Here is a 17,073-nt window from a genome sequence, read left to right as displayed (position 1 = left end):
CCGACCGCATCCGTACCGTTGACGGATGCCACGACGGCCGCCGGCGCGTCCGGGGAGCTGTACGTGCACGTCCTGGGCTCGGTCGCCCATCCGGGCATCTACGTGCTGGACCTGGACGCGCGCCTCGTCGACGCGCTGGCAGCGGCCGGGGGAGCCACCGATGATGCCGACCTGGCAGCGGTCAACCTTGCGAGGCTGCTCGAAGACGGCGAGCAGATCGTCGTCCCGGCCGTGGGCGCGGCGACCGATGCGCCGGGAGCGGGTCCTCCGGGCGACGACCGCGTCGACCTCAACACCGCGGATCAGGCTGCTCTGGAGACCCTGCCGCGCATCGGTCCGGCACTGGCGGAGCGGATCATCGCCTGGCGCGACGAGAACGGGCGCTTCGGATCCGTCGACGACCTGCTCGCCGTGCCCGGCATCGGCGAGAAGCTGCTCGCCGGCCTGCGCGACGGGGTCAGGGTGTGAAGGCGCGCGACCTCCGACTCCTCCCTCTTGTGCTGGCTGTCTGGGCCATCGCCCTGCTCTGCGTACTGATACCGGAGGCGGCCTGGTGGTGTGCGGCCGCCTGCGCTCTCGTGGCGAGCCTGGTGCTGACGATGCTCGTCCGGCGCCCGCGAACCTGGGTCTCGCGCCTGACCGGCGGTCTGGCCGTCGTGCTGCTCGCAGGAGCCGCCGCCACAGCCCTGGCCGTCGGTTTCGCCCTTCCCGCACGAGAGCAGGCGATGTCGTGGAACGGTCGCGTGGTCGAGGTGGCCGGCGAGATCACATCCTCGGCGTCGGTCGGTCGCGACGGGCGGCTCTGGTTCGAGGCGACCACCACGACGCTCGGGGCGCCCGGGCGAGCGGACACCTCGAACGCACCGGTACGCATCGGAGTGGACCCGGCCGACGGGTTCGACCTCGGCGCGCAGGTGCGCGTCGTCGGCGAGGCCTCCGCCACCGATGCGGGTGAGCGGTCGGCGCTCGTCGTCTTCGCGAACGATGCCGAGGTCGCCGAGCCCGCCTCCGGAGTGTTCGGTGTCGCAGCGGCCCTCAAGCACGCGTTCGTCGAGCGTTCATCACGGCTCCCCGAGCCCGGTGCCGGCCTTCTGCCGGGCCTCGCCGTGGGGGATACCCGGGCGGTGTCGATCGAGCTGAACGACGACATGCGCACCAGCGGTCTCAGTCACCTCACCGCGGTGAGCGGGGCGAACTGTGCGATCGTGGTCGGTGGGATCTTCTGGCTCGCCGCCCTGTGCGGTGCGGGGCGCGCGCTGCGGGTCGTCCTCGCGGTCGCGGGGCTGGCGGGCTTCGTCGTCCTCGTCACGCCGGAGCCGAGTGTCATCCGCGCAGCGGTCATGGCGTCGGTCGGCATGCTCACCGTGCTGCTCGGTCGCCCGAGTGCGGGAGCCGGCATGCTCTCGCTGTGCGCGGCGGGCATCCTTCTCGTCGACCCCTGGCTGGCCGCCACGCCGGGATTCGCACTCTCGGTCGCGGCCTCCGGAGCGCTGATCCTGCTCGCGCCTCCACTCGCGCGGGGGTTCGGCCGGATCATGCCCGGACCGGTGGCTCTCGCTCTGGCCGTCCCCTTCGCCGCGCAGCTGGCCTGCGGCCCGATCATCGCCCTGTTCGCCGAGCAGCAGTCGCTCATCGGCATCGCCGCGAACATCATCGCGGCGCCCGCGGCCCCGATCGCCACCGTCGTCGGGATGCTCGCATGTCTGGCCGCTCCGCTGCCGGGTCTCGCTGATCTGCTGGCGTCGTCGGCCTGGCTGCCGGCCGCCTGGATCGCGACGACGGCGACGACGACCGCCGATCTGCCGGGCGCACAGCTGTTGCTGCCCGCGGGGATCGGCAGCGCACTGCTCGTGGGTCTCGTGAGCGTGTGCATCGCGGTCGTCGTCATCAGATCCGGCCTGCAGAGCAGGGGAGCGGCGACGGGGCGTGGAGGACTCATCGTGCAGCGAGCCGCAGCCGCGGTTCTGATCGTCGTGCTCTCGCTCGCCGGCGCCCGTGTGGTCCTCGACGGACCGCTCGCCACGGCGACGACGCCGGAGGGGTGGGCGATCGCCGCGTGCGATGTCGGACAGGGCGATGCGCTGCTCGTGCGCTCGGCGACGAGAGTGGCGCTGATCGACATGGGGCCCGCCCCGGAGCCACTGGCGACATGTCTGCGGTCTCTCGGCATCGGACACATCGACCTGCTCGTCCTCACGCACTTCGACCTCGACCATGTCGGCGGTGTCGCCGCGGTGCAGGGACGGGTGGGCGCGGTCCTCCACGGGCCGGCGCTCGAGGAGGACGAACGACGTCTCCTCGCCGACCTCGCCGCCTCGGGTGCACAGGTCGACGAGGCGTGGGCAGGCCAACGCGGCGACCTCGGCGATGCCGCGTGGCGGGTGCTCTGGCCGGTGCGGGGTTCGGCCGCCTTTCCGGCCGGCAACGACGCGAGCGTGGTGATGGAGTTCGATGGGGGAGGAGTGCCCCGGTCGCTCTACCTCGGCGACCTCTCTGCGGCACCTCAGCGGATGCTGCTCCGCACTGCTCGACTCGGTCGCTACGACGTCGTCAAGGTCGCGCACCACGGCAGTGCGGACCAGGATGCGGGTCTCTATGAGGCCGTGCAGGCTCGCGTGGCGCTGTTCAGCGTGGGAGCGGACAACGACTACGGCCACCCGCGCATCGAGACGCTCGACCTCGTCTCGGCGACCGGGGCGCAGGCGCTGCGCACCGATCGGCAGGGACGCATCCTCCTCGCCACAGGCGACAGCGAGCTGCAGGTGTGGACGGAGAAGGTTGCACCATGAGCGAGCGGGCAGCGGTGTCGGCGACCGCCGGTAGTCTGGATCCATGGCAGCTTCGCGTCCCCCTTCCCGCGGTGGTGCGAAACCCACGAAGGTCCCCCAGGTCTCCTGGCGAGAGCCTCGTCCCGCTCCGCTTGTGCTCGTCTCCGGCCCCGAAGAGGTCTGCGCAGAGCGCGCGATCGCCGGCGTCCGCGACTATCTCCGCGCCGAAGACCCCGCTCTCGAGGTCAGCGATGTTCGGGCCGACGACTACGCGCCGGGAACGCTGCTGTCCCTCACCTCCCCGTCCCTTTTCGGCGAACCACGCCTGGTGCGTGTCTCGGGCGTGGAGAAGTGCTCCGATGCTTTCATCCAGGAAGCGGTGTCGTACCTCGACAACCCGCAGGAGGGGGCGACCGTCATCCTCCGGCACACGGGGGCGAGCGTGCGCGGCAAGAAGCTGCTCGATGCGGTCCGCGCCGGCACCGGTGGAGGCATCGAGATCGCCTGCCCGGCGATCAAGCGCGACGGCGACCGGGTCGACTTCGCAGCGGGGGAGTTCCGCACCGCCAAGAAGCGCATCGCGCCGGCGGCGCTCCGTGCGCTGGTCTCCGCGTTCGCCGATGACCTCACCGAGCTGGCGGCGGCCTGCCAGCAGCTCATCGGAGACGTCGAGGGCGACATCTCCGAAGAAGTCGTCACCAAGTACTACGGCGGGCGCGTCGAGGTGTCGGCGTTCGTCGTTGCCGACACGGCGATCGCCGGCCGCTACGGTGAGGCGCTGGTCGCGCTCCGCCACGCACTGTCATCCGGTGCTGATCCGGTGCCGATGGTCGCAGCCTTCGCGATGAAGCTCCGCACCATGGCACGGGTCGCCGGAAACCGCGAACCGAGCCGCCAGCTCGCCCAGCGCCTGGGTATGAAGGACTGGCAGGTCGACCGTGCCCGCCGTGACCTCGCCGGGTGGAACGAGCGTTCGCTCGGAATGGCGATCCAGGCCACAGCGCGCGCCGACGGTGAGGTCAAGGGTGCCGCCCGCGATCCGATCTTCGCGCTCGAGCGTATGGTCACGGTGATCGCCACTCGTCGACCGTTCGGCGAGGAATAGTCACGCGTCCTCGCTCCGCAGAACGCCGCGGATCACTGCCGAAGAACGAAGAAGGCCCGCCCCGAAGACGGGACGGGCCTTTCTCAGAAGCTTCAGCTCAGAGAGAAGCGACCTGCTTGGCGAGAGCCGACTTGCGGTTCGACGCCTGGTTCTTGTGCAGGACACCCTTGCTGACGGCCTTGTCGAGCTTGACGGCGGCCTTCTTCAGGCCGGCCTCGGCTGCGGCCTTGTCGCCGGCGGTGACTGCCGTGCGAGTCGTGCGGATGACCGTCTTGAGCTCGCTCTTCACGGCCTTGTTACGCTCGCGCGCCTTCTCGTTGGTCTTGTTGCGCTTGATCTGCGACTTGATGTTTGCCACGTGTGGACGCTTTCTGTACAGGAGTGTTCGGAATGCCGGCAGCAGAAGAGGGCTGCTGCACGGCGGTCGTGAGGGAAGAACCCACACGCAAGCCAAGAGTCGAGTCTACCAGCAGAGGGGGTGTAGACGCGAAACGGCCGACGGATTGCGAAACTCCGTCGCGGATGTCGTGGTACTGGGTGCAGAATCATCACTATCCCGACACCGCTGTCAAGGAGCCAGATGACCCCCGAACGCGTTCCTCCGTCCGTGCCCGCAGGCCTTCGCTGGTCCGGCGCGACCTCCGCCTTCCAGATCGAGGGGTCGCGTCCGACGGGAAATACGGGACGCTCCATCTGGGACGACTTCCTCGAGAGGCCCGGCGCGATCATCGACGGATCGACGGCGGATCCGGCCTGCGACAGTTACCGGCATCCCGAGGCCGATGTGGCCCTCGCCGCGGGGTTGGGACTCGACCGCTATCGGTTCTCGATCCCTTGGGCGCGCGTGCAGCCGGACGGCAGAGGTGACGGTGACAAGACCGCCCTCGACCACTACTCGCGGCTGGTCGACCTTCTGCTGGAGGCGGGGGTCGCTCCGTTCCCGACCCTCTTCCACTGGGAGATGCCGAGTGCGGTCGAGGCCGACGGCGGCTGGCTCGAGCGCGACACCGCCGAGCGCTTCGCCGACTACGTGACGATTGTGGCCGACCGCCTCGGTGATCGCGTGCGGCAGTGGTACACCCTCAACGAGCCGGCCATGACGACGTTGCAGGGATACGCGGTCGGCGCACTCGCGCCGGGGAGGCAGCTGCTCTTCGGCGCGCTGCCGACCGCCCACCACCAGCTGCTCGCCCATGCCCGCGCTGCCTCCGTGCTGCGGGAGCGAGGCGCCTCCGCCGTCGGGCTCGCGAACAACCACACGTGGGTGCTTCCGCTGCACGACACAGCCGACGACCACCAGGTGGCCGCGCTCTACGACCTGATCCACAATCGGGTCTTCAGCGAGCCGCTCCTCACCGGCACCTACCCGGACCTGGAGTCGCTGGGCCTCCCGCCGATGCCGGTGCGCGACGGGGACCTCGAGGAGATCGGCGGCTCGATCGACTTCTACGGCATCAACTTCTACAACCCCACGACCGTGACGGCTGCCGCGGAGGGGAGCGCCGTGCCGTTCGACATCGTGCCCACTCCCGGCGCCCCCGTCACCGGCTTCGGCCCCGAATGGCCGATCGTGCCCGGAGCCCTGCGCGACTTCCTGCTCGACCTGCACGTGCGACATCCAGATCTTCCGCCGGTCATCATCGGTGAGAACGGAGCCTCGTTCCCGGAACCGCCACGCGCCGGCCGCGTCGACGACACGGACCGGATCGCGTATCTGGCCGGGCACCTCGCCGCCGTCGGGGAGGCGATGGCAGCCGGAGTCCCCGTGGAGGAGTACACGGTGTGGTCACTGCTCGACAACTGGGAGTGGGCCGACGGCTACACCCAGCGGTTCGGGCTCGTCCACGTCGACTTCGAGACGGGGGAGCGGACGCCCAAGGCCTCCTACGACTGGTATCGCGACGTCATCGCGAGTGCGCGCGCAGCGGCAGCGACGGCGGTGGGGAGATGACCGAAGTCACCGGCACGCGCACCGTTCGAGCGGGAGCACGATGGATGTCGCTGTTCACGCTGGCGTGGCTCGCGATCTGGACCGTGCAGCTCACGCCGGTGCAGCTGCTCCTTCCCCTGCAGCTGGATACGCCGGAAGACGACTGGATCCGCGGCGTCGTCTCCTCCGGCCTGGTGCTGGGAATCGGCGGTCTCGCCGGCATCATCGCCGGTCCCGCGGCCGGGGCGCTCTCCGATCGTGCGGCGGCGGGGCGCCACCGTCGCCGTCCCTGGGCGCTCGGCGGCGTTCTTGTCACCGCGGTCTGCCTCGTCCTGACCGGATACGCGGAAGGTCCCTGGGCGGTCGGCGCGGGGTGGGTGGGTGTGTCGATCGGCGTGGCCGTCTCCTCCGCCGCCTTCACCGCTCTCATCGCCGACCAGCTGCCGTCCACGCAGCGCGGTGCGGCCTCGGCGGCGGTCGGTTCCAGTCAGGCCGTCGGCATCGTGCTCGGCGTCGGGCTGGTCGTCCTCCTCGGGCTCGGCATCCGCGACGGCTACCTGCTGCTCGCCGGCGTGATCGCGGTCATCGGATCGGCAGCCGCCCTGCTCCTGCCCGACCCGCCGAGTGTCGAGGCGATGCGCCCGAAGACGGTGGGGCGCCGCCGGCTGGCCTCTCTGCGCGATCGGGATTTCGCCTGGATGCTCTCCGGCCGACTGGTGACGAACATCGGCAATGCGCTCGGGACGGCCCTGTTCCTGTTCTTCCTGCTGCACGGGCTCGGCCAGCCGAGTACGGTCGCCCAGGACAACCTTCTGCTGCTCATCGTCGTGTACACCGTGTTCGTGGTGATCGCCTCGGTGGTCACCGGCATCGTCTCCGACCGTACGGGGAACCGGCGCACGCTCGCGGTCGCCGCGACGGTGGTGCAGGCGGCATCCGGTGTCGCGATCGCGCTCGTGCCGACGTTCGAGATGACGATGGTGGCCGCGGCTCTGATGGGCCTCGGTTACGGCGCCTTCTCGACGGTGGGGCTCGCGTTCGCCGCCGATCTGCTGCCGGATGAACAGGACCATGCCCGCGACCTCGGGATCGTGAACGTCACGGCCGCCCTCGGCCAGCTGATCGGACCGGTGCTCGGGGCCGCGCTGGTCGCTCTGGTCGGCGGGTTCTGGCTGGTGTTCGTCGCGGCGGCCGTGCTGTCTCTGGTCGGGGGACTGCTCACGGCGTTCGCGCGGGAGCCGAAGCGCTCATGACGGCTCTGTTTCCTGCTCCACCGTCGCGATCGCGAGCTGCAGCACCGCGTTGAAGATCCGCGGCCTCATGGCTGTGACCAGATGGGTCGTTCGGGGGACGATGATCAGCTCGGCGTGTGAGGCGAGACGACGGAAGAGTGTCTCGTTCAGACGCAGCTGGTCGTACTGACCGTTCACGAACCAGAGGGGGATCTTGATGCGGGGGACCGCGGCGGCGACGTCGAGGGCTGCGAGGCTGCGGAGCGCGGCATCCTGCGTGTCGAGTGCGTAGCCGCCCGCGGCGAAGTCTGACCGTGTCTCGGCGGGGATGGTGGCCTGGAGCATCCGCGCGGTGAGCCACATCCCGCGGTCGGGGAGCGAGTCCACGGCCCTGGCGAAGAGCCGATAGGCACGCAGGCCCGCGCCGGAGGGGAGCGAGGTGCACGCGGCCGCGACCAGTCCGGCGACCGGCGGCGTCTCCGCACCGCCGACGTAGGCGAGGCAGAGGAGCCCGCCCATCGAATGCCCGACGAGCACGACGGGCCCCTTCTCCGCCGCAGCGCGAACCGCGGCATCGATCGTGTGCAGCGCCTGATGCAGCGTGAAGTCCTCGCTCATCCGGGTGCCGTGTCCCGGCAGGTCGACGGCTGTGGCGGCGTATCCGTGCGCTTCCAGATAGGCGAGCTGCGCGCGCCACATGGTGGCGGACGTGCGGATGCCGTGCACGAGGACGATCTGTGCGCTCACGCGTTCAGCTTAGGATCTCGGCGTCTGTGCCGAGACCCCGCGTCACAACAGCAGGCCGGCGGCCGTGACGCCGAGAGCCACGGCGAGGGCGAGAGCGAGGAGAGGCAGCCACGCGAAACCTACGGTTCGTGATGACGTACCCGTCGGCGCTCGCCCGACGTCATCACGCGCCCGGTCGATCGCCTCCACGACACCGACGAAGGCGCGGGAACGGTGCGTCGTCGACGCATCGGCTTCCCGATCCCGGCGCGGCTGGACGGTGGGCGAACCCCAAGCGCGGATCGTGGTGCCGTCGGTCAGCTCGACGACGAGCTGATAACGCACGTGGAGCTCGGCCACCTCGTGCCACGGGATCGTGTGTGTGCGGATGACGTTGACCACGGTGAGCGTGGATGGCGCGACGATGAGGCAGGGCCGGATCAACAGCATCCAGCACACGAGCAGTACCACTCCCATCCAGGGGAGGGAGAGGAGCACTATCGCCCACTCCGCGCGAACGGCCGCATCGATGAGCAGGTAGGCGAAGAGCGCTGCCAGAACACCGCTGATCCACCAGCCCGATGCGCCGCGGATGACGATGCGGTCAGTGCCGCGGGTGCTCACGCCGTCACCACGGATCACGCGGTCTGCAGGATGTCCTGCTCCGCCCAGTGGCAGGAGACGTCGCGTCCTTCCACGGGGCGCAGCTCGGGAGAGACCGTCTCGCATTGGGCCTGCTGTTCCGGAGGCAGGATCGCGTAGAGCGGGCACCGGGAGCGGAACGCGCACCCCGTGATCGTCTCGGTCGGCGACGGGAGGTCTCCGGAGAGGAGGATGCGCTCGCGCGTCCTCTCGATCTGCGGGTCGGGGATCGGCACGGCCGACAGCAGCGCGCGCGTGTACGGGTGGCGCGGGTTGCTGAAGATCGCATCGACGTCGCCGTACTCGATGATGCGCCCGAGGTACATCACGGCGACGTCATCGGCGATGTGCCGCACCACGGCGAGGTCGTGCGCGACGAACAGGTACGAGAGCCCCAGCTGCTGCTTCAGGTCTTCGAGCAGGTTGATCACGCCGGCCTGCACCGAGACGTCGAGCGCCGAGACCGGCTCGTCGAGGACGAGGATCTTCGGTTCGACGACGAGCGCACGCGCGATTCCGATGCGCTGGCGCTGACCTCCGGAGAACTCGTGCGGGTAGCGACGGGCATAGCTCGGCTCGAGACCGACGAGCTCGAGCATCCGGCGCACGCGGCGCGAGATCTCCTTCGCCGGCACGTCGTGCACGGTGAGCGGTTCGCCGATGAGTTCTTCGACGGTCATACGCGGATCGAGCGAGGCCGCCGGGTCCTGGAACACGATCTGGATGTCGGTCCGGAGCGCGCGACGCTGTGAAGCGGAGAGCGTGGCCGTGTCGATGCCGTTGACGGAGACGCGCCCCGACTGCGGCTGGGCGAGTTCCATCACCTCCATGACGGTGGTCGACTTTCCGCAGCCCGATTCTCCGACCAGGCCGAGGGTCTTGCCGCCGTCCAGCTCGAAGCTGACGCCGTCGACCGCGCGGACGGTGCCGATGCGGCGGCGGAAAACGGTGCCCTTGGTGAGCGGGTAGTGCCGCTTCAGGTCTTCGACCTTGAGCACGGTGCCGCGGGTCTCGACCTCGCGGACGACCTCTTCGACCGGGGCAGGCGGGGAGAAGACCTCGTCGCGGGGGAGCCGGCCGTCGACGATCTCCTCCGCACGGATGCACGCCGCGGACTGCAGCGGTGCGACGGGGACGAGATCGGGTTCGATGTCGTGGCACGCCGAGATCACGGCGGGGCAGCGATCGGCGAACGGGCAGCCGGTGGGCACCTCGGTCAGCAGCGGCGGACGTCCCTCGAGCGGGACGAGACGTTCGGAGGCCCCGTTGGCGATGCTCGGCATCGAGCGCAGGAGTCCGATCGTGTACGGCATCGCCGGACGTGCGAACAGTTCGTCGACCGGTGCGGTCTCCACGATGCGGCCCGCATACATCACGGCCACGCGATCCGCGTTGCCGGCGACGACGCCGAGATCATGCGTGATGAGCACCACGGCAGCGCCGGTGATTTCCTTCGCCTTCTGGAGCACATCCAGGATCTGGGCCTGGATGGTGACATCCAGTGCCGTCGTCGGCTCGTCCGCGATGATCAGCTTCGGATCGTTCGCGATGGCGATCGCGATCATCGCGCGCTGGCGCATGCCGCCCGAGAACTCGTGCGGGAACGACTTCACCCGTCGGCGCGGCTCCGGGATACCGACGATGTCGAGCAGCTCGACCGCGCGGGCCTCCAGAGCCTGGTTGCTGAGCCCGGGCTGGTGCAGCTTGAGGCCCTCGATGATCTGCTGACCGATCGTGTAGACCGGCGTCAGTGCCGAGAGCGGGTCCTGGAAGATCATCGCGATGTCGGAACCGCGCATCTTCGACAGCTGCCGGTCGGTGGAGCCGAGGAGCTCGGTGCCGTCGTACGTGATGGAGCCCGAGACGTTGGCGGTGCTCGGGAGGAGGCCCATGACCGCCATCGACGACACGGACTTACCCGAACCGGACTCACCAACGATGGCCAGGAACTCTCCCCGGTTGACCTCGTAGTTGACGCCGCGCACCGCGTGGACGGTGCGGGCCTTCGTCTCGAAGGTGACGTTGAGGTCGCGGACGCGAAGCAGGGGTTCAGGCACGGTTGTTCTCCGAGGTCGGGTCGACGGCGTCACGCAGGGCATCTCCGAGCAGACTCGACGCGAGCACGGTGGCGACGAGGATGATCGCCGGCGGGATGAAGAGCCAGGGACGGGTGGTCGCCGCGGCGCTTCCCGCAGCGAGCAGCGTGCCGAGCGACACGTCGGGCGGCTGGATGCCGAAGCCGAAGTAGCTGAGTGTGGTCTCGGCGAGGATCGCGGCGCCGACACCCAGCGTCGCGTCGATGATCAGCAGCGATGCCACGTTGGGGATGATGTGGCGGCGGATGATCGTGAAACCGCCGACGCCCATGAAGCGAGCCGCCTTGACGTAGTCGCGTTCGCGCAGCGACATGGTCTGCCCGCGGATGACTCTCGCGAGCACCATCCATCCGAAGAGGGGGAGGAACACGACGAGCGCGACCCAGGCCAGGTCCTTGAAGAGCGGGCTCAGCAGCACCAGGATGTAGAAGCTCGGCAGCACGAGGAGCAGGTCGATGATCCAGACGATCACCCGGTCCCATACACCGCCGACGTACCCGGCGATCGCGCCGACGAGCCCGGCGATGAGTGCCGTGACCGGTCCGACGATGAGGCCGATGAGCAGGGACTTCTGCAGACCCGCCATCGACTGGGCGAAGATGTCCTGCCCGATCGTGTCGGTGCCGAACCAGTGGTCGAGGCTCGGCCCCTTGTTGAACGCGAGATAGTCCTGGTCGGTGGACGACCACGGGTAGAGCAGCGGTCCGACGTACGCGAGCAGGAACATCAGCACGAGCACGCCGGCGCCGATCCAGGCTCGCTTGGTCGAGAACGTGCGGACCAGGATCAGCCGCCACCGGGGGATCGAGGGAGATTCCTCGTTCTCCGGCTCGAGCGGTGGAGCGTCGAGCTGTGTGGGATCGAGCGTCATGTCACATCCTCACTCGGGGGTCGAGGGCCGCGTAGAGGACGTCGGCCAGCGTGCCCGCGATGAGCACCAGGATCGCGGCGAACAGGATGGATCCGGTCGCGGCGTTGATGTCGTTGTTCGACACGGAGTCGATGAGGTATTCGCCCATGCCGTGCCAGCTGAAGATCTTCTCCGTCACGGCCGCGCCCGCCAGGATGGTGCCGAACGAGTAGGCGAAGAAGGTCGACATGGGGATCAGTGCGACGCGCACGCCGTGACGCATGATGGCAGATCCGCGGGTGCGGCCCTTCGCGCGTGCCGTGCGGATGAAGTCCGAGGACAGCACGTCGAGCATCGCGCTGCGCTGGTACCGGGAGTAGGAGGCTGCCGCGGTCACGGTGAGCGCGATCGTGGGCAGCAGCAGATGCGCTATTCGATCGCCTATGACGGGCCAGAACCCGGTGACCCCGACGCTGTACTCGCCGGTGAAGTTGATGAGCTGCTGACCGGACGCGTTGTTGACCCAGGTCGCGCCGATCATGAGGAGTACCGCGATCACGAAGATCGGCGTCGCGAGAACGGTGAAGGACGCGTAGGTGATGATCTGATCACTCGCGCGGTACTGGCGGATGGCTCCCCATACACCGAGCAGGATGCCGAAGATCGCGCCGAGGATGGAGCCGATGATCAGCAGTCGGAGGCTCGTGCCGGCCCGTTCGATGATGTCAGCCGTCACCTCGGTGCTGCGAGTGGAGATTCCGAGGGAGCCGGTCGTGACGAACTGGACGAGCCAGTCCCACATGCGCTGCAGCAGAGAGACGTCAGGATTGACGCCCATCTTGTCGAGCGCGGCGTCGATGCTGGACTGCGGGACGGGGGGATTCTTGCCGAGGAACCGTGCCGCCGGCTGAAGTGTGGTGGAGACGAGGGCGTAACCGGCCAACGTGGCGATGACGGTGAGGATGAGATAGTTCACCAATCGCTTGGCGATGAATCCGATCATGGAGCTCCTTCGGCGCGGGATCGCCGCGCACCCGACATCTGTTGCGGCCTCGCTACTCTAGGCACCCGAGTCCGTCTTTCCAAATGCCGGCATATCGCTCCCGGCTCCTCATGTTGCCACCTGCGCGGTGGCCGAAGCGGCGCGACGCGGTGTCACGCCCGATGCGACCCCGTTTCGGTAGTGCGATGTCGCGGTTTGAACGACAACTAGGTAACGATCCGGACAACACGGGCCTGGCATGCCGGTATACGGGGACATCATCGATGATGTTGCTCCATAGCCGGTCGCTGTGTTTCGGTCTCCGGTTCGGACGAGTCCTGTGCAGTCTGCACGAAACGATAGAAGGGGGAGATCGATGAAGTCGAACTCCAAGAAATGGGCGGGCCTCGCCGGGATCGCCGCGGTCGCGCTGGCGCTCTCTGCGTGCGCGCCCGCCACGAACGGCGGAAACGAGGGGGACGGCGGTTCCTCGCCCGAGGCGCTTCCCGGGACCGGCTGGGTCGCCGCAGACCGCGACGCCGTCAAGGACGGCGGCACGCTCAACCTGCCGCTCGACGAGACGCCGGCCAACTGGAACCTCTACAACCTCGATTCCGGCACCGTCGACGACAACACGATCGCGAGCCTGTTCACCCCCGGTTTCGTCGTCGTGAACGAGGACGGCAGCTGGGAAGCCGACCCGAACTTCGCCACGTCGGTCGAGCTCAAGAGCGAGGACCCTCAGGTCGTCGAGGTCAAGATCAACCCCGACGCCGTCTGGTCCGATGGCACTCCCATCGGTGTCCAGGACTTCCAGGGCCAGTTCAACGCCCTGAACGGCAAGAACGAGGCGTACGCCCCGACGTCCACCAACGTCTGGTCCGACATCGCCTCCGTCGAGGCCGGTGAGAACGACCAGGATGTGCTGATCACGTTCGCGAACAAGAACGCCGACTGGCCCTCCATCCTCGGCACCGGCACGATCTACCCTCGTTGGCTCACGGAGACGCCGGAGAGCTTCAACACCGCGTGGGCGAACGGTCCGTTCGCTGCTGACGGTTCGACCTACGTCTCCGGCGGTCCGTTCATCGTCAGCAAGTTCGACGCGACCGGCAAGACCATCACGTTCGAGCCGAACCCGACGTGGTGGGGCGACAAGCCGAAGCTCGACACGATCAACTACAAGGCGACCGACCGGTCGACCGTCGGCCAGGCGTTCGCCAACAAGGAGTTCGACGCCGTTCCGATCAACTCCAGCGTCGACACGCTCGAGTCCGCGAAGGCGCGCTCCGACTCCGAGATCCTGAACTCGAAGGGTGTGACGTACAGCCACGTCACGCTCAACGGCACCGCCGGCGTGTTCGAGGACGTCGAGGTCCGTCAGGCCTTCGCGAAGTCGCTCGACCGTCAGATCATGGCTCAGGCCGTCATCGAACCGCTGGGTGTCGAGCCCGAGGTCCTGAACAACCTCATCTTCCTCAACGGCCAGAACGGCTACGAAGACGACGGTGCGGACATCGCGTTCGATGTCGACGCCGCGAAGAAGCAGCTGGAAGACGCCGGCTGGGTCGAGGGCGACAAGGGCATCCGCGAGAAGGACGGCACCAAGCTGACCGTTCGCCTCGTGATCCCCTCGGAGACCCCGAACTCGGCGATCCTCTCGCAGCAGATCCAGCCGATGGCCGCCAAGGCGGGCTTCGACGTCAAGATCGACACCGTCCCGTCGGCCGACTTCTTCACGAAGTACATCACGACCGAGACGCGTGACTTCGAGGCGACGATCTTCGCGTGGCAGGGTACGCCGTACCCGATCTCCTCGACGGAATCGATCTTCAACCCGGCCGACTCGGGGCAGAACTTCCCCGGTGTCGCGGATGAGCGTCTGGACGATCTGTGGGCGAAGGCCAACGCCGAGCTCGACCCCGAGGCGCGCCTCGAGATCGCGAAGGAGATCGACAAGATCATCATGGGCGAAGCTGTGACGATCCCGCTCGCGGCACGACCGAACCAGTACGCGATCGCCGACGGCCTCGTGAACTACGGTCCCTCGCAGTTCGAGTCGGTCACCGGCGCGAAGTTCTGGGAGAACGTGGGCTGGGCCAAGTAAGCCCCGTTCGCACCCCACACTGGGCGGTCCCTTCGGGGCCGCCCAGTGTGCTTTCCCCGGCACAGCAGCGCGCGAATCGGGGATTCACACCGCCTGACCGTAGAATCGAGGGGACATGTCCCCACGCGCTCTCACACCTCTTCAGCCTGCCTCGACGCCGGCTGCGCAGATCCGCAATTTCTGCATCATCGCCCACATCGACCACGGCAAGTCCACCCTCGCCGACCGGATGCTCCAGATCACCGGTGTCGTCTCGGATCGCGACATGCGGGCCCAGTACCTCGACCGGATGGACATCGAGCGCGAGCGCGGCATCACGATCAAGAGCCAGGCCGTGCGCATGCCCTGGGAACTCGACGGCCAGACCGTCGCCCTGAACATGATCGACACCCCCGGCCACGTCGACTTCACCTACGAGGTATCGCGCTCGCTCGCGGCCTGCGAGGGTGCGATCCTGCTCGTGGACGCGGCGCAGGGCATCGAGGCCCAGACGCTGGCGAACCTCTACCTTGCGCTGGAGAACGACCTCCACATCATCCCGGTGCTCAACAAGATCGACCTGCCGGCGGCCGACCCCGAGAAGTACGCGAAGGAGCTCGCATCCCTCATCGGCGGCAAGCCCGAGGACGTGCTCCGCGTCTCGGGCAAGACCGGCGTCGGCGTCGAGGAGCTGCTCGACCGGCTCGTCAAGGAGATCCCCGCCCCGAAGGGCGACGCGGACGCGCCGGCGCGCGCGATGATCTTCGACTCGGTCTACGACGCCTACCGCGGTGTGGTCACCTATGTGCGCATGGTGGACGGCAGCCTCTCGCCCCGCGAGCGCATCCAGATGATGTCGACCGGAGCGAATCACGAAGCGCTCGAGGTCGGTGTGTCGAGCCCGGAGCCGACCCCGACCAAGGGACTCGGGGTGGGCGAGGTCGGCTACCTGATCACGGGTGTGAAGGACGTGCGTCAGTCGAAGGTCGGCGACACGATCACGACGTCGCGCAAGCCCGCGTCCGAGGCGCTTCCGGGGTACACGGACCCCAAGCCCATGGTGTTCTCGGGTCTGTACCCGATCGACGGCAGCGACTACGCGGAGCTGCGTGAGGCGCTCGACAAGCTGAAACTCTCCGACGCCTCGCTCGTGTACGAACCGGAGACCTCGGTGGCCCTCGGCTTCGGCTTCCGCTGCGGATTCCTCGGTCTCCTGCACCTGGAGATCATCACCGAGCGTCTCGCGCGAGAGTTCGACCTCGACCTCATCACCACCGCGCCCAGCGTGATCTACGAGGTGCTCACGAGCGACACCGGCGAGACCGTCACCGTGACCAACCCGAGCGAGTACCCGGATGGGCGCATCGGCTCAGTCTCGGAGCCGATGGTGAAGGCGGCGATCCTGCTGCCCAAGGACTACGTCGGCACCGTCATGGAGCTGTGCCAGTCCCGCCGTGGAACGCTGCTCGGCATGGAGTACTTCTCGGAGGAACGCGTCGAACTGCGCTACAACATGCCGCTCGGTGAGATCGTGTTCGACTTCTTCGATCAGCTCAAGTCGAAGACCCAGGGCTACGCGTCGCTCGACTACGAACCGTCCGGGCAGCAGGAGGCCGACCTGGTCAAGGTCGACATCCTCCTCCAGGGCGAGAAGGTCGACGCGTTCAGCTCGATCGTCCACCGCGACAAGGCCTACGCCTACGGCACGATGATGGCCGAACGCCTGCGCAAGCTCATCCCTCGCCAGCAGTTCGAGGTGCCGATCCAGGCCGCGATCGGTGCGCGCATCATCGCCCGAGAGACGATCCGCGCGATCCGCAAGGACGTGCTCGCCAAGTGCTACGGCGGTGACATCACCCGCAAGCGCAAGCTCCTCGAGAAGCAGAAGGAGGGCAAGAAGCGCATGAAGATGGTCGGTCGCGTCGAGGTCCCCCAGGAGGCGTTCATCGCCGCGCTGTCGGGCGACGTCGAGGGCAAGGACAAGAAGTAGCACGTGCCGCTACCGGCCTACGAGCGGGGAATCACGCGTCATCCTGTCGCGATGGCGCCGGTGGGCATGCGGATCGCCGAGCATTCGACCGTGGTCGATCCGGCGGCGCGCGATGCCGTCGCGGCGTTGGTGTGCTCGTGGGAGTTCAAACGACGCGCCGGATTCGCGGTGCCGTCCGAGGAGCCGACACCGGGACTCGAAGGGGTGCTCGCGAAGCGCCTGCTCGGCATCCGCTTCGTCGAGCCGGTGCGTATCGTCTGGGCCGATGAGAGCGGCTTCGGCTACGAGACGCGACCCGGGCACCCGATCTACGGCGAGGAGTCGTTCCGGATCGACGAGCGCGGTGTGTTCACAGCGCGGTCCATCTCCTGCCCTTCCACCGCACTCTGGCGTGTTCTCGGTCCTGCCCTGCGGATGGTGCAGCGCGCGACCCATGCGCGCTACGTGAAGATCGTGCAGGCCGAAGCAGCGGCTTCCCGCACGCAGTGACGCTCGACTGAGCGGGTTCACTGACCGAAGATGTGTCGCCGTGCGGCGCGTGGGGGTGTTCGCTCAGGCAACGGGAAGTAGGCTGGAACTCATGCGGCGCGGGACTTTCCGAGACGACACGGTGGACTATGCGGCCGTGGGTGCGACCCACGCGCCCGATCTGATGCAGTACCCGCC

The 17,073-nt window shown here is 68.1% G+C and carries 14 protein-coding genes and 1 pseudogene; 9 read left to right on the top strand and 6 right to left on the bottom strand.

Annotated elements, in window-relative coordinates:
* The 3 genes from ACNPM4_RS14035 to holA all read left to right on the top strand — a co-directional run.
* Positions 1-468, top strand: a 468-nt coding sequence (locus ACNPM4_RS14035; RefSeq protein ID WP_448986061.1) for a ComEA family DNA-binding protein, incomplete at its 5' end; no start/stop codon positions are given.
* On the top strand, positions 465-2,789 hold the full coding sequence (locus ACNPM4_RS14030; protein ID WP_448986060.1) for a ComEC/Rec2 family competence protein: 2,325 nt from the start codon (positions 465-467) through the stop codon (positions 2,787-2,789). The genes ACNPM4_RS14035 and ACNPM4_RS14030, both read left to right, overlap by 4 nt.
* A 43-nt stretch (positions 2,790-2,832) precedes the next feature.
* A complete protein-coding gene (gene holA / locus ACNPM4_RS14025; protein WP_029261696.1) occupies positions 2,833-3,873 on the top strand; it encodes a DNA polymerase III subunit delta in 1,041 nt (346 codons plus the stop codon).
* 97 nt (positions 3,874-3,970) lie between these two features.
* Here holA and rpsT read toward each other — a convergent pair whose 3' ends face one another.
* Entirely contained in the window at positions 3,971-4,231 is a 261-nt protein-coding gene (rpsT, locus tag ACNPM4_RS14020) for a 30S ribosomal protein S20 (RefSeq protein ID WP_029261697.1), read from the bottom strand.
* 222 nt (positions 4,232-4,453) lie between these two features.
* Between rpsT and ACNPM4_RS14015 the strand changes: the two genes are divergently transcribed.
* Together ACNPM4_RS14015 and ACNPM4_RS14010 are read left to right on the top strand one after the other, a co-directional pair.
* On the top strand, positions 4,454-5,824 hold the full coding sequence (locus ACNPM4_RS14015; RefSeq protein ID WP_448986059.1) for a glycoside hydrolase family 1 protein: 1,371 nt from the start codon (positions 4,454-4,456) through the stop codon (positions 5,822-5,824).
* Positions 5,821-7,056, top strand: coding sequence for an MFS transporter (locus ACNPM4_RS14010; protein ID WP_448986058.1), 1,236 nt, complete (start codon positions 5,821-5,823; stop codon positions 7,054-7,056). The genes ACNPM4_RS14015 and ACNPM4_RS14010 overlap by 4 nt, the downstream gene beginning before the upstream one ends.
* Here ACNPM4_RS14010 and ACNPM4_RS14005 read toward each other — a convergent pair.
* From ACNPM4_RS14005 to ACNPM4_RS13985, 5 genes are read right to left on the bottom strand one after another with little or no spacing between them, the layout of a single operon-like run.
* Positions 7,051-7,782, bottom strand: coding sequence for an alpha/beta fold hydrolase (locus ACNPM4_RS14005; RefSeq protein ID WP_448986057.1), 732 nt, complete (start codon positions 7,780-7,782; stop codon positions 7,051-7,053). The genes ACNPM4_RS14010 and ACNPM4_RS14005 overlap by 6 nt on opposite strands.
* A 42-nt stretch (positions 7,783-7,824) precedes the next feature.
* Entirely contained in the window at positions 7,825-8,385 is a 561-nt protein-coding gene (locus ACNPM4_RS14000) for a PH domain-containing protein (protein WP_448986056.1), read from the bottom strand.
* Positions 8,386-8,399: 14 nt separating this feature from the next.
* Entirely contained in the window at positions 8,400-10,502 is a 2,103-nt protein-coding gene (locus ACNPM4_RS13995) for an ABC transporter ATP-binding protein (RefSeq protein ID WP_448986055.1), read from the bottom strand.
* Complete coding sequence (locus ACNPM4_RS13990; protein WP_051662503.1) at positions 10,453-11,370, bottom strand: ABC transporter permease; 918 nt, start codon at positions 11,368-11,370, stop codon at positions 10,453-10,455. The genes ACNPM4_RS13995 and ACNPM4_RS13990 overlap by 50 nt, the downstream gene beginning before the upstream one ends.
* Before the next feature lies 1 nt (position 11,371).
* Positions 11,372-12,352, bottom strand: coding sequence for an ABC transporter permease (locus tag ACNPM4_RS13985; protein WP_029261704.1), 981 nt, complete (start codon positions 12,350-12,352; stop codon positions 11,372-11,374).
* Positions 12,353-12,707: 355 nt separating this feature from the next.
* Here ACNPM4_RS13985 and ACNPM4_RS13980 point away from each other — a divergent pair, with 355 nt between their 5' ends.
* The 4 genes and pseudogenes from ACNPM4_RS13980 to ACNPM4_RS13965 form a co-directional block, all read left to right on the top strand.
* Positions 12,708-14,438, top strand: coding sequence for an ABC transporter family substrate-binding protein (locus tag ACNPM4_RS13980; protein WP_051662504.1), 1,731 nt, complete (start codon positions 12,708-12,710; stop codon positions 14,436-14,438).
* Positions 14,439-14,553: 115 nt separating this feature from the next.
* The gene (lepA, locus tag ACNPM4_RS13975; RefSeq protein ID WP_029261706.1) at positions 14,554-16,407 is read left to right on the top strand and encodes a translation elongation factor 4; all 1,854 of its coding nucleotides are present in this window, start codon (positions 14,554-14,556) and stop codon (positions 16,405-16,407) included.
* Between the two features lie 3 nt (positions 16,408-16,410).
* Positions 16,411-16,896 carry a DUF1990 family protein gene (locus tag ACNPM4_RS13970; RefSeq protein WP_448986054.1) on the top strand — a complete coding sequence of 162 codons (486 nt, stop codon included), beginning with the start codon at positions 16,411-16,413 and terminating at the stop codon, positions 16,894-16,896.
* Positions 16,897-16,987: 91 nt separating this feature from the next.
* A pseudogene (locus ACNPM4_RS13965) lies at positions 16,988-17,073 on the top strand (DUF1990 family protein); the annotation flags it as partial.

The organism is Microbacterium umsixpiens, assembly GCF_053543675.1.
The sequence above is the reverse complement of the archived record's forward strand: the minus strand, read 5'-3'. Positions and strand labels throughout refer to the sequence as shown.